Origin of the sequence: Spirosoma panaciterrae DSM 21099 (genome assembly GCF_000374025.1) — a bacterium.
GTDB lineage: Bacteria > Bacteroidota > Bacteroidia > Cytophagales > Spirosomataceae > Spirosoma > Spirosoma panaciterrae.
Window position 1 is genome coordinate 152,456 of sequence record NZ_KB893174.1, and the last position, 13,858, is coordinate 166,313.

Annotated in this window: 7 protein-coding genes and 1 pseudogene; 6 read left to right on the top strand and 2 right to left on the bottom strand. The window is 50.6% G+C overall.

Annotated elements, in window-relative coordinates; all coding sequences use genetic code 11:
- Nucleotides 1-62 precede the first annotated feature (62 nt).
- Nucleotides 63-1,652 carry a serine hydrolase domain-containing protein gene (locus B153_RS0106290; RefSeq protein WP_020595837.1) on the bottom strand — a complete coding sequence of 530 codons (1,590 nt, stop codon included), beginning with the start codon at nucleotides 1,650-1,652 and terminating at the stop codon, nucleotides 63-65.
- 416 nt (nucleotides 1,653-2,068) lie between these two features.
- On the opposite strand from B153_RS0106290, the pseudogene B153_RS34745 reads away from it, so the two are divergent.
- The 3 genes and pseudogenes from B153_RS34745 (at nucleotide 2,069) to B153_RS0106305 (ending at nucleotide 5,864) form a co-directional block, all read left to right on the top strand.
- Nucleotides 2,069-3,517 (top strand): annotated as a pseudogene (locus B153_RS34745) (amidase family protein).
- A gap of 128 nt (nucleotides 3,518-3,645) precedes the next feature.
- Complete coding sequence (locus tag B153_RS0106300; RefSeq protein ID WP_020595840.1) at nucleotides 3,646-5,364, top strand: M14 family metallopeptidase; 1,719 nt, start codon at nucleotides 3,646-3,648, stop codon at nucleotides 5,362-5,364.
- Nucleotides 5,364-5,864, top strand: coding sequence for a YybH family protein (locus B153_RS0106305; protein ID WP_020595841.1), 501 nt, complete (start codon nucleotides 5,364-5,366; stop codon nucleotides 5,862-5,864). The genes B153_RS0106300 and B153_RS0106305 overlap by 1 nt, the downstream gene beginning before the upstream one ends.
- A gap of 182 nt (nucleotides 5,865-6,046) precedes the next feature.
- Here the strand turns inward: B153_RS0106305 and B153_RS0106310 are convergent, their stop codons facing one another.
- Nucleotides 6,047-7,789 (bottom strand): glutamine--tRNA ligase/YqeY domain fusion protein, encoded by a 1,743-nt coding sequence (locus B153_RS0106310; protein WP_020595842.1) that lies wholly within the window; start codon nucleotides 7,787-7,789, stop codon nucleotides 6,047-6,049.
- A gap of 285 nt (nucleotides 7,790-8,074) precedes the next feature.
- Here B153_RS0106310 and B153_RS0106315 point away from each other — a divergent pair, with 285 nt between their 5' ends.
- The 3 genes from B153_RS0106315 (at nucleotide 8,075) to B153_RS0106325 (ending at nucleotide 13,790) form a co-directional block, all read left to right on the top strand.
- Nucleotides 8,075-9,415 (top strand): TolC family protein, encoded by a 1,341-nt coding sequence (locus tag B153_RS0106315; RefSeq protein WP_020595843.1) that lies wholly within the window; start codon nucleotides 8,075-8,077, stop codon nucleotides 9,413-9,415.
- Nucleotides 9,416-9,418: 3 nt separating this feature from the next.
- Nucleotides 9,419-10,522, top strand: a complete 1,104-nt coding sequence (locus B153_RS0106320; RefSeq protein WP_020595844.1) for an efflux RND transporter periplasmic adaptor subunit — start codon at nucleotides 9,419-9,421, stop codon at nucleotides 10,520-10,522.
- Nucleotides 10,523-10,601: 79 nt separating this feature from the next.
- Nucleotides 10,602-13,790, top strand: coding sequence for an efflux RND transporter permease subunit (locus tag B153_RS0106325; protein WP_020595845.1), 3,189 nt, complete (start codon nucleotides 10,602-10,604; stop codon nucleotides 13,788-13,790).
- Nucleotides 13,791-13,858 lie beyond the last annotated feature (68 nt).

A 13,858-nucleotide genomic window follows, 5' to 3' on the forward strand; every position in this document is an offset into this window, starting at 1 on the left:
TAGTCATTGACTGGCATTCTTAGTAATTGATATGCTTGCAATGACTACCAACGATCATAAAATCAGGCAACCGCTTTCCCTTCCAGAACAGGGCGTTTGTCTTTGGTTTTAGCCAGAACATTTAAGCTGCTCTGAAACTCGACCTGTACGCCATCGGCACCGAATCGGCAGGTAACGGTGTCGTAATGGGCTGTTTCAATAAACCGCCAGACCATTACGAACGTATTGGCATCCTGCCAGCTTCCAGACCCCGCTACTTTACGGGTTTCGCTGCCCGGAACAGGCGTAGGGGTCAACATGAGTGGGGCTACGGCAAATGTGGTGGTGCTTTCCACCCATCGATTTACCCCACACAGTACCTGATGAGGTCCTTTATCATCCTGAAGCTTGAAAATGCAGCCGTCCTTTCCGAAGGTTAAGGATACATCCTTGACATGCAGTGCGTTATCGGCAATGGTGTAAGTCTTCCCGCTGATTTGACTAGCAACCGTTGCAGAGGGCTGGCTGGAGGCTGGCAGCAGAGTTAACGCTGTTAGCTTCTTGGTCAGGGCAGACTGTTGCGTTTTGCCCGATGCCAGATTTGTTCCGCGAAGGGCAGGTAAAATATGATTCCAGGCTGCATCTAGTACCGCCTGCATATTCGCCGTTTCGGAGGTCATCGCAATCACAGCATCTTCCTTGGGTAATACGATACAGTATTGTCCGTAAGCTCCGTCGCCCCGGTAAGCATCGTTCCGGCAACGCCAGAACTGGTAACCGTACCCCTGAATCCAGTCGTTGACACTGGCATCACCCTTGCCGCCTTTCGATTGCACTTCAGCTTTGGTTGCGTCGTTGATCCATGATTCCTGAATCAGTCGTTTGCCATTCCACATCCCTTTCTGGAGATACAGCTGCCCAAATTTGGCAATGTCTTCGGTACGTACCCGAAGCCCCCAGCCGCCCGTGTTGATGCCCTGTGGCGACACCTCCCAGTCTTCGCCTTCAATGCCCAGAGGTCCAAACAAACGTGGTTTCAGATACTCCAGTACCGTTTGGCCCGTCACTTTCTGCACAATGGCCGAAAGCATATAGGTGGCTCCGCTGTTGTAAACGAAAAACGTTCCGGGTTCATGCTCAACGGGTTGAGCCAGAAAGGATTTGACCCAGCTCGCATCGCCATTGCGAAGGGCACCCGTAGTGTCCTTATCGTGCCCGGTCGACATCGTGAGCAGGTCTTTCACCCGCATAGCCGCCAGGTTGGCACTGACCGTTGCGGGCACGTCGTCGGGAAAGAACTTGACCACCTTGTCGTCGACCGTAAATCGCTTTTCGGCAACGGCCATACCAACGGCGGTAGAGGTAAAGCTTTTACTGAGCGAATACAGGGTATGCTTATACTGAGGAGCATACGGAGCCCACCACCCTTCGGCCACCACCTGACCATGCTTCAACACCATAACGCTGTGTACGTTAAGCTTCTGAGTTTCGATGGCGTTCAGAAAGTCCAGGAGGCCACTGGCGGATACGCCCTGCGCTTCGGGCAGGCTTCGGGGTAGTTTGCCCGTTTTGGTCGGAAAAGCCCAACCCGTCGTTGGCAGGTTACTGGAAATCAGCAGGCCAGCCGCGCCAAAGCCGAGCTGTTGCAGGAAATCTCTACGGTTTAACTTCATGGTTTTGCCTAATAGGTTTTGCTGACGTATGGAGTTTGTGAATCAGTCCAGTGGAGCACATCCAAAAGGAGGGAAAGGGATGAAAATTACTTTATACCCAATGAAAATGCAGTATGGAAATCAGTTTGGTTTCTCAAAACGTGTTTAAAGAAATGGAGAGTTGCATTATTTTAGGTTGCTGATCGATTGTTCTATGAATCGGGCTATTTTTATAGCAATTCATTGGATCATCTTGCGATTTTCCAAATAGTATTTGGGCGTTATTTTAACCGTAACCCTCTCACTCATCATCAAAAATGCTAAAACGTCTTCTTCCTCTTTGTTTACTTGTATGTTTGAAAACCATCATCACGCACGCTCAGCCGTTCAAACCCAAACACGTGCAGGAAGCTACGATTGAGCAGCTACACACGGCCATGCAGAAGGGTAAGCTTACCGCCGTTCAACTGGTCCAGCTTTACCTCGACCGTATCGAAGCCTACGACAAGCAGGGGCCATTCCTGAATGCGATTATCCTGGTAAATCCGAAAGCAATATCAGAAGCCCATCGGCTCGATTCACTGTACAAAGCAACAGGTAAATTTGTCGGCCCTCTGCACGGGATACCTGTGATTGTGAAGGATAATTACAATACCTTCGATATGCCAACTACCAACGGAACGCTGGCCATGAAAAAGTCGATTCCCCCCAAAGATGCGTTTGTGGTAAAGCGCATCCGAGAGGCTGGAGCAATTATCATTGCCAAGTCGAACCTGGCGGAGTTTGCTACTTCGGGGCAGGTTTCGGTAAGTTCAATTTTACCGGGCTATTCCCGGAACCCCTACGACACAAAACGGACAACAGCCGGGTCGAGTGGGGGGACAGCCGCTGCCGTTGCCGCCGATTTTGGTACGATTGGATTAGGAACCGACACCGGTAGTTCGATTCGTGGGCCATCGTCGCATCAGAGTCTGGTAGGTTTCCGACCAACGCTGGGCTTGGTCAGTCGCGACGGCATTGCCCCGCTGGCCCTGACGAATGATACCGGAGGCCCAATTTGTCGTACAGTTGACGATGCCGTTCGGGTATTGTAGGTAATAGTGGGGTACGACAAAGCCGATACCGTAACTCGGCGGAGTGCGGGTAAAATGCCCGTTTCGTATCGGCAGTACCTGGATAAGAATGGGCTGAAAGGAGCCCGCATCGGTGTATTTCGCCAACTTTGTACGCCGAAAAATTCGGACCCGCAGGTATATGCCCTTTTTAACAAAGCGCTGGACGAATTGCGGGCGGCAGGGGCAACGGTAATTGATTCGGTACGAGTGCCCGAACTGGATACGATCAACAAGTCGTTCGACACCATTCCACAGCTTCGTCGTGATTTCAATGTCTATCTGGCCAACCTGGGTCCCAATGCTCCACATAAATCGTTGACATCCATTATCAAGTCGCGACAGTTTCACCCGAGTATTGAAAAAACACTGGAGGATTCGGATAAGGATACGCTGGCCCCAGAGGCTCACAAAGGGTGGGGGAAAAATATGGCCTTGCGAGAACGGCTACGTACATTGTTTCTTCGGGCTATGGACTCAACGGGCGTCGATGCGCTGGTATATCCGTCATTTAGCTACCCACCCCGGCTCCTAGGCGACTTGAATACGCCATCGGGTACGAACAACAATGCCCTTTCGCCCCCCACGGGCTTTCCGGCGTTTACGGTACCCATGGGTTTTACCTACAACGACTTACCCGCCGGACTGCAATTCTTCGGGCGCCCTTTCAGCGAGCCAACGCTCATTCGGTTATGTTATGCCTACGAACAGGCTACGCATCATCGGCATCCTCCCGAAAGCACGCCCGTCCTGCCCAGGAAAAAGAGAAAGTGACAAGCGTATTAAAGCCATTGACCAAATTGTGCTCAGATTAGTAGGGTGATTGTGACTTTACCTTTCAGTAAAGCCTACTGATCCTACGAATTGGTGTGCTATCTGTTCCTGTTTCCTGAAGTAATCTTATGACCCGACCCGCATTTTTATTTTGCATACTACTTACTCTCTCAACGGCTGCCTATTCGCAACATCGGGCGGCTTCGCTGACACCGTTTGAACGAGATACGAATCAGACGGCGACCTACGAGCAGATTATCCGTTGGTATCGCCAGTTGGATCAGCAGTATGACCAGGCTAAACTGATCGAAATCGGGAAAACCGACAGTGGTAAACCACTGCACCTCTTTCTGCTGGCGGCTGATAAACAATTTTCTTCCCGGCCTGAGCGAGTTACGTTGTTGATCAACAATGGGATACATCCCGGCGAGCCTGAAGGCATCGATGCCTGCATGATGCTGGCGCGTGATCTGCTGAAAGCCAACAAACTCCCTAAAAATGTATTGGTTGCTATTGTGCCTGTCTATAATGTAGGTGGGAGTTTGAACCGGAGTGTTTCGCGCGTCAATCAGAATGGGCCGGAGTCGTATGGGTTTCGGGGGAATGCCCGTAACCTGAACCTCAACCGCGATTTTATTAAAGCTGAGGCCCAAAATACCCGGGCTTTTCAGACTATGTTTCAGGCGCTGAAACCCCAGGTATTTATTGATAATCATACCAGCGATGGCGCTGACTACCAGCATGTATTGACCTATTTTGCTACACAGAAAGATAAGCTCCATCCGTTGGTTTCAGGCTATATGGTTCGGTCGTTTCAACCTGCATTGGATAAGCAGTTAATGAACAAAGGCTTTCCGCCAGCTCCTTATGTGAACCATGCGGGCGATACACCGGAAACGGGACTGATTGGTTACAATGATTCGCCCCGCTATTCGACAGGCTATGCCGCTTTGTTCAATTGTTTTGGATTTACGCTCGAAACGCATATGTGGAAACCCTTTCCGGCTCGTGTACGAGCATCCTATGTGTTCGATGAAGAAGTGCTACACCTGTGTGATCGGGAATTCCAAACGATTCTGGCCAATCAGAAACGGGCCGACGAAGCCATCCGCCAGCAGACAATCTTTCCGCTAAGTTATAAACTCGACCGTAGCAAGACGGACTCGATTACATTTCTTGGCTATGCGGCTGCCTATAAACCCAGCGAAGTATCGGGGCTGAAGCGACTATATTACGACCGGACGAAGCCGTTTACGAAGCGGGTGCCGTACTGGAATACCTTTGCTGTTGATGTACAGGTCGATAAGCCTCGGGCTTATGTCATTCCGCAGGGATGGGCTGAAGTGATTGATGAATTAAAACGGAATGGCGTGAAGTTCAGGGTGTTGTCGAAAGATACGATGATGACCGTAAGGGCTTACTACATCACGGATCTCAAAACCCCGCAACGCCCCTACGAAGGCCATTACCCGCATACGGGTGTGAAGGTGCGGACTGAATCGCAGTCGATTCAATTCTACAAGGGAGATTATCTGATTCAGACGGACCAATCTGCGAACCGATACATTGTTGAAACGTTGGAACCACAGGGAGTCGATTCCTTCTTTGCCTGGAATTTCTTTGATAGTATCCTGGACCAGAAGGAATATTTTTCGGACTATATCTTTGAGGATACGGCGGCCGAACTGTTAAAGAAAAGCCCGGAGTTACAGAAACAATTGGCCGAAAAACGAGCTTCCGACAAAGCCTTTGCTGAAAACGCGGATGCGCAACTGGACTTTATCTATCGACAGACACCCTATTACGAGAAAACCCATAACCGTTATCCGGTTTATCGACTAAACTGATGACAACTTTACATGTAAGTGCGTTCCTTCTTGGTTGGGTAATCCCCGTTTATGGATGGACTCAGGTCAATGCGACTAAGCAGGCAGAGTCGGCAGATGTTACGGCTATCCGATCGTTGCGGTTACAATCGAATCAGGCCATTCAGGCAAAAGATCTTCGTGGGTTTGGTCAGACGATGTTGCCGGACATAGAGGTGACGCGGGGTAGTGGTTCGCACGTATCGGGCCGGGATTCAGTGCTGGCCTCTGTAGCGGTTCAGTTCAAAGACCCGGCTTTTCTGGGGTATATTCGGTACACCGATCGCATCGACATCAGCACTACGGGGCCACTAGCCGCCGAGCATGGGCATTGGGAAGGTCGATTTCGCAGAACTGATGGCACACAGATCATAACGGGAACGTATCTGGCTATGTGGCGAAGGACCGACTCCGGCTGGAAAATCCGTTCCGAATTGTTTGTGAGTTTAGGTTGTACCGGGAGTGCCGAATGCGGAAAGTGATTGAGAAAATCTATCTTGAATAAACCGAATAGGTAATTTTTGTCAGCCAATCGGTTTTTTTTTTATACGTTGTTAAGTCGATTGATGACGGATGTAAAAAGATCTATATTCTGCAAATATTTGTCCAAAGACATTCTTTGCAGAATATAGACCATATAACGGAAACGTACTCAATTAATAGATTATCCCTTCTTCACTTCCTTCGCCCAGCTATCTTTCAGGGTGACGGTTCGGTTAAAGACGGGCTTTTCGGCGGTGGAATCGGAGTCGAGGACAAAGTAACCTTTGCGCATGAACTGGAAGTTACGAATGGCTTCCGAACGGGCGGCTTCTACCAGGGCCGGTTCCACGAAAGCGCGGACTACTTCCAGCGAGTTGGGATTCAGCAGTTCGCGGAATTCGCGTTCGTCGGCCGCCGGGTTCTCGACCGAGAAAAGCCGGTCATACAGGCGAACTTCAGCTTCGACTGCGTGCGGAACCGATACCCAATGGATGGTGCCTTTTACGTTTATGCCCGACGTATCCGAACCACTGCGGCTTTCGGGAATGTAAGAGCAGCGTAGTTCGATGATCTCTCCCGCATTGTCTTTGACAACTTCATCGCATTTGATGATGTAAGCGCCTTTCAGCCGAACCATGCCGCCGGGAAAGAGCCGGAAAAACTTCTTCGGCGGGTTCTCCATGAAATCATCCCGTTCGATATAGACCTCCCGGCTGAACGGAACCTCTCGCTCACCTGCACTGGGGTCTTCAGGGTTGTTTTCGATGTGCATGATTTCTTCCCGACCAACCTCATAATTGGTGATGACCAGTTTCAGCGGTTTTTCGTCCAGCACAGCCATGACACGGTGCGTGGTTTTGTTCAGTTCTTCGCGGATACAAAACTCCAGCAAGCCTACGTCGATCAGATTATCCCGTTTAGCAATACCAATGCGGTCGGCAAATTCACGGATGCTGGCAGGTGTGTAGCCCCGGCGACGAATACCGGCAATGGTTGGCATCCGGGGGTCGTCCCAGCCGCTAACGTGCCCTTCTTCGACCAACTGCTTCAGCTTCCGTTTACTCATAACCGTGTAGGTCAGGTTGAGCCGGGCAAACTCAATTTGTCGGGAGGGGAAAATGTTTAGTTGCTCAATAAACCATTCATACAGGGGCCGGTGTACTTCAAATTCCAGCGTGCAGAGTGAATGGGTAATATGCTCAATCGAATCTGACTGCCCATGGGCGAAATCGTACATGGGGTAAATGCACCAGGCATTGCCCGTACGGTGGTGATGGGCATGCTTGATCCGGTAGATGATCGGGTCGCGCATGTGCATGTTAGGCGACGCCATGTCGACCTTGGCCCGCAGCACTTTTGCCCCGTCGGGGTATTCACCCGCTTTCATACGCCGAAACAGATCGAGGTTTTCATCCACGCTCCGGTCGCGATATTGGCTCATCCGACCCGGTTCGGTTGGCGTCCCTTTTTGCGCGGCTATTTCTTCCGCCGTTGAATCGTCGACATAAGCCAGCCCTTTCTGAATAAGGGTTTCAGCAAACTGATAAAGCTGATCGAAGTAATCAGAAGCATAGAATTCGTTTTCCCAGTCGAAGCCCAGCCAGTGCACATCGTTCTTGATCGAATCGACATATTCGGTGTCTTCGGTAACGGGATTGGTATCGTCGAAGCGTAGGTTTGTCTGTCCGCCGTATTTATCGGCCAGTCCAAAATTAAGGCAGATGGATTTGGCGTGGCCAATGTGCAGATAGCCATTGGGTTCGGGTGGAAAACGGGTATGAATGCGTCCACCGTTTTTACCAGCGGCTAAATCGTCTTCAACAATTTGTTCGATAAAATTGAGAGAGCTTCCTGCGTTGTTGCGGTCAGAGGAGTTATTCTCACCGGCAAGGGATTCTTCGGGTTCCTTCGTTGCTTCCGCCATATCGTTACTTCGCACGTAATAAAGGCCCGAAATTACGGCCTTTGACCGGGTTTGGCAAACAGAATCGCTATCAATTGCGTTCCAGAGAGTAGCTCAGGGGCCATAAACCGCATAACGAAAAGCCCTGAATTTTCGCTAACAGGGGTATGGAAAAACTACTTAAGTAGGCCATTCGGTTTCGTTAATTTATTATTAATGAACGAACAAAATGGCTGTCAGAACGAGTTGTTGCATTGAGTACGCCGTTTACTATCAGCTAAAAACGGTACTCACGGCTTACAGTTTATGAAAAAAACGTTTATCGGCTTTCTTTTTGCGGTTGGGTGTATTGGATCAAATTTTGGATTTGCTCAGAGAACAACGGACTCGTTGGCTCGACAGGCATATCTGGCCGACTGTATTCAGTACGCATTAAGCCACCAGCCGACCGTCAGACAATCCGTTATCGACCAGGAAATTGCCGAACGAACCATTCAAAGCAGTTTATCGGCCTGGTATCCACAAATTTCGGCAGGGTATAATCTGCAACACTACCTGAAACAACCGGCAACACTATTCCCCGACCCCACTACGGGCGAAGCCGTTCCGCGTGTAATTGGTGCGAAAAATACATCGACAGCCTCACTGTCGCTGACGCAGACAATCTTTAACCGGGATCTTTTACTAGCCAATCAGACGGCAGATGCCTATCGGGTACAGGCCACACAAAACACGGTTCGGAACAAAATCGACGTGGTTGTCAATGTCAGCAAGGCCTTTTACGACGTGATTCTGACCCAGCGCCAGGTCGATATTCTGAGTGGTGATATTGCCCGTTTGCAGCGTAGCTTACAGGATGCCACCAACCAATACCAGAGTGGAATCGTCGATAAAACCGACCCACAACGAGCGGCTATTGCGCTGAACAACACCCGTGCGCAGCAGAAACAGTATCGGGAACTGATCGGCGCCAAGTACCAGACGCTGAAGCAACTCATGGGGTATCCACCAAACACCCCCCTTAATGTGGCTTATGATACCCTGCAACTGGTGAACGATGCAAACCTGGACACGCTTCAGTTGGTCAATCCGCAGAATCGGATCGAATACCAGCAGTTATTGACCCAGGGCCGGTTGCTGGATGCAAATGTAAAATATACGCGCTGGGCGTACCTGCCTTCGGTGGCTGCTTTCGGAAATTACAACCTGTTGTATCAGAACAATTCATTTGGTCAGCTTTTCGGGATGGTGTTTCCAAACTCCCTGGTCGGATTGTCGGTAGCCTTACCAATTTTTCAGGGAGGGCGACGGATTCAGCAGACCAAGATTGCCGAGCTGCAGGTGCAACGATTACAATGGGATCTGGCATCGCTTACCAGTTCGGTCGATGCGGAGTATGCACAGGCACTGGCTACGTACAAAGGAAATCTGGCTAATTATCTGGCCCTGCGCGAAAACCTGGCGATGGCCGAGGATGTGTACCGGATCATCAACCTGCAATATCGTTCGGGCGTGAAGACCTTTCTGGATGTGACCATTGCCGAAACAGACCTGCGAACGGCCCGTCTCAATTCGTTTAATGCACTTTATCAGGTATTAATCAGCAAGTTAGACGTTCAGCGAGCCCTCGGTGTTATTCAATTTTAAACCATGAAACTTTCCCCCTATTTCACCCTGCTTACGAGTGTTGCGTTGTTTGCGTGTGGCGGTAACAAAACAGATCAGCAGCAAGGGCCACCACCACCTACCCCTGTTTCGGTTGCCAAAGCAACAAAGGGGAATGCTACGTATTATGACGAGTTTCCGGCTACGGTAACGGCCTTGCTGGAGGTTGAAATCCAGCCGCAGGTGGCTGGTAATATTACAGGTATATTTTTTCAGGACGGGCAGCACGTCAGTAAGGGACAGAAACTCTATACCATCGATCCGCAGCAGTACCGAGCCAGTTATGATCAGGCAGTAGCCAATCTGAACGTACAGAAAGCCAATCTGAACCGGGCGCAAAAAGATGCAGACCGCTATAATACGCTAGCCCAGCAGGATGCTGTAGCTAAACAATTGGTCGATAATGCGAATGCTACGCTGGAATCGGCCAAAATGCAGGTCGAAGCGGCTCAGGCTACTATTCGGCAAGTGGGTACGAATCTGAAATACACGACGATTTTTGCACCCATGGACGGAACCATCGGGATCTCACAGGTGCGGCTTGGCGCGGCTGTAGCGCCGGGTTCCACACCGCTCAATACCATTTCGTCCGATAATCCGATTGCTGCTGATGTACAGATCGATGAGTCACAGATTCAGCGGTTTCTGAAGCTGCAAAGCCAACCCAACGTAACGCGGGATTCTACGTTTGTTTTGTTATTACCTAGTGGACAACCGTATCCGTCTCCCGGTTCAGTACGCATCGTCGACCGGGCGGTTGATCCGCAAACGGGTACATTACGCGTTCGGATTGCCTTCCCGAATCCAAATCGGCAACTGAAACCGGGTCTGAACGTGAACGTACGCGTGAAAAACAACACAGGCGAACCGCAATTGTTGATCCCGTACCAGGCTGTAACCGAGCAGATGAGCGAATACTTTGTGTTTGTGGTGGGCGACAGCAGTAAGGTCAGTCAGAAGAAGGTGACACTTGGTGCCCGTATTAATGACAAAGTCGTTGTCAAAAATGGCCTTAACGAAGGGGAAACTGTAGTGACGGAAGGGACGCAGAAGATTCGGGAGGGAGCGAAAGTTAAAATTAATGAGTGAAAGAGTGAAATAGCGAAAGAGTGAATCGAACAGATACCCTTTCGCTATTTCACTCTTTCGCTCTTTCACTCATTGAATTATGTTCGCAGAAATATTCATCAAACGGCCTGTTACGGCCATTGTGATATCCGTTGTGATTATTGCCCTGGGGGTACTGGCGTTACAGAGCCTGCCCGTCAGTCAATATCCCGACATTACCCCACCTGTGGTGCAGGTGACGGGTACGTACACCGGAGCTGATGCCCAGACCGTAGAACAGACTGTAGCCACACCCATCGAAACCCAGGTGAATGGTACGCCCGGTATGGACTATGTGCAGACCAATGCTACCAACGACGGCCGGATGACCATGAACGTGACGTTCAAGGTCGGAACGGATGTCAATATTGCCGCGCTGGATGTACAGAACCGGGTAGGTATTGCACAGCCGCAATTGCCCGAAGAAGTTACCCGACTTGGGGTTGTGGTGCGCAAGCGGAATCCGTCGCTGTTTATGCTGGTGGCCATTTATTCCCCCAACAAAACCCATAACGTTTCATTTCTCGACAACTATGCGAACATCTACATCCGTGATGCGCTGCTTCGGGTGCCGGGTGTAGGGGATATTTTCAGCCGGGCCGATGATTTCAGTATGCGGATCTGGCTCAAACCCGACCGACTCGCGCAGCTTGGTCTGACCCCCGATGATGTGGTAGGGGCCCTTCAGGAGCAAAACTTACAGGTAGCAGGTGGTTCGGTAGGCGCATCACCCCAGCCATCCACGCAGGCGTTTGAATACACGGTTTTTACCAACAGTCGGCTTAGTAAAGAAGACGAGTTCAAAAAGATTATTGTGCGCAGCGACCCGGCTCGTGGCTCGTTGGTGTATCTGGAGGATGTGGCCCGTGTGCAGCTAGGTAAGTTTTCGTATGCCAGCAACTCCTTTGTCGATGGCAATCGGGCGGCCTATCTGCTTGTCTATCAGTTACCGGGTAGTAACGCCATCGCCACGGCCAAAGGAGTCTATGCCGCGATGGACAACCTGAAAAAGACTTTCCCCAAAGATATTAACTATGTAGTGCCCTTTGAGTCGGTATCGGTTATTCAGGTATCCATCTCCGAAGTGGTCGAAACACTGCTCGAAGCGTTGGGGCTGGTGGTATTGGTTGTGTTTCTGTTCCTCCAAAGCTGGCGGGCAACCTTGATTACCCTGTTGGCTATTCCGGTGTCGATTGTGGGTACGTTTGCCTTGTTTGTGCCGCTTGGTTTTACTATTAACACGCTGACTCTCTTTGCCTTCGTGCTGGCCATCGGTATCGTAGTCGATGATGCGATTGTGGTGGTTGAGGCAGTTCAGGTAAATATTGACAAAGGCATGTCGCCGAGAGACGCGACCAGGGCGGCTATGGCCGAAATTTCGGCTCCGGTTATTGCGATTGCTCTGATTCTGGCGGCTGTATTCGTGCCGGTTGGTTTTATTCCGGGCATTGTCGGGCGGTTGTATCAGCAGTTTGCGATTACGATTGCCGTATCGGTGTTGATTTCAGCCTTTGTGGCCCTGTCGCTTACACCGGCTTTGTGTACGCTGCTCCTGCGTCCGATGCATATCGATGAAAAAGCCACCGGGCTCAACAAGTTCTTTTATAAGTTTAACCAGGTATTCGAACGTATGACCAATTCGTATACCAATGGGGTTAAACGACTGATCAAAGCAACCCCCCTGGTGATTGTCGGGTTGGTGGTTATTTATATCGGAACGGGGCTGTTGTTTCGGGCAAAGCCTACGGGCTTCCTGCCAACGGAAGATGAAGGCCGACTGATCGTTACCTACGAAATCCCCGAAGCGGCTTCGACCTCCCGAAGTCTGGTCGTGTTGAATAAAGTGATGGCGATATTAAAGGCACAGCCGTATGTGGCCCACTTTTCGGCCCTGGGTGGACTGAACGCCATTACGTTTGCGTCGAAATCGAACAGTGGTACGGTCTTTATTCAGTTGAAACCCTGGGAAGAACGAAAGGAACGAAATATGCAGGCCGATTCGCTGGTGGTTAAACTTCAGCGTGCCCTGTCGAGCCTGAACGACGCCCGGCCACAGGTGATCCAGCCCCCCGCTATTCCCGGACTGGGTCAAAGCTCTGGTTTTACGTTCGAGATTCAGCAGCGCGAAACCAACGATGATGTACGGGCGTTCGACAACGTAGTCCAGAACTTCCTGGCTGAGGTCAACAAACGTCCTGAAATCGGTCGGGCCTTCTCCTACTTCACCGCGAAAACCCCGGCTTACCGAGTCGATGTCGACCGGGATAAGTGTAAAAAACTGGGTATTCCAGTGAGCAGCGTGTACCGAACCATGCAAACCTATCTGGGAAGTCAGTATGTGAACGACTTCATTATTTACGGGCGTAAGTTCCGGGTGGTGGCGCAGGCCGATACCATGTACCGAACTGATGTGCGGAATCTGGGTAATTATTACGTTCGGAATCAGGCTGGTCAACTGGTGCCCATCAGCACGGTGATTAAAACGACCGTTATCGAAAATGCGCCGTTGATATCGCACTTCAATCTGTTCAGGTCGGTAGAGTTGAATGGAGGGGCGAAACCCGGCTTTAGTAGTAGTCAGGCCAACGATGCCTTACGGGAGGTGGCCGCGAAGGTACTGCCCGCCGGGTACTCGTACGATTTTGGTGGCCTGAGCCGGGAAGAGATCAATGCCGGTAATACATCGATCTACATTTTTATGCTGTCGATCGGGTTTGTATTCCTGTTCCTGGCCGCTTTGTACGAAAGCTGGTCGGTTCCCTTCTCGGTGCTGCTGTCGGTGCCAATTGGCGCATTAGGGGCTATTGTCGCCCTTATCCTGTTCCCGTATTTAAGCAACAATGTATACGCACAGATTGGTTTGATAACTCTGATTGGTCTGGCTGCAAAAAACGCCATCCTGATTGTGGAGTTTGCAAAAGAACGGGTGGATCGGGGAGAAGACCTTATTCAGTCGACGCTGGAAGCGGTTCGTTTGCGGCTCCGGCCTATTCTGATGACCTCTCTGGCCTTTATTCTGGGTGTATTTCCGCTGGCCATTGCCAGTGGGGCAGGTGGTGTAGCACGGGCTACCATCGGCCGAACGGTATTGGGTGGAATGCTGGCCGCTACGTCCATTGCTATTTTCGTGGTGCCGGTCTTGTATGTGGCGATCACTCGATTGGCTTATGGCAAAAAAGGCCTCGACGAGTTGAAACAGAATGCGAAACAAGAAGAGATTCAGGAACACCCCCAGCCGATCGATAAGTAAGAGACGGTAACCTCCGATGCATAAGGTTAGCAGAAAGCATCCAAAACGGGTTGTGGGCAAATACGCTC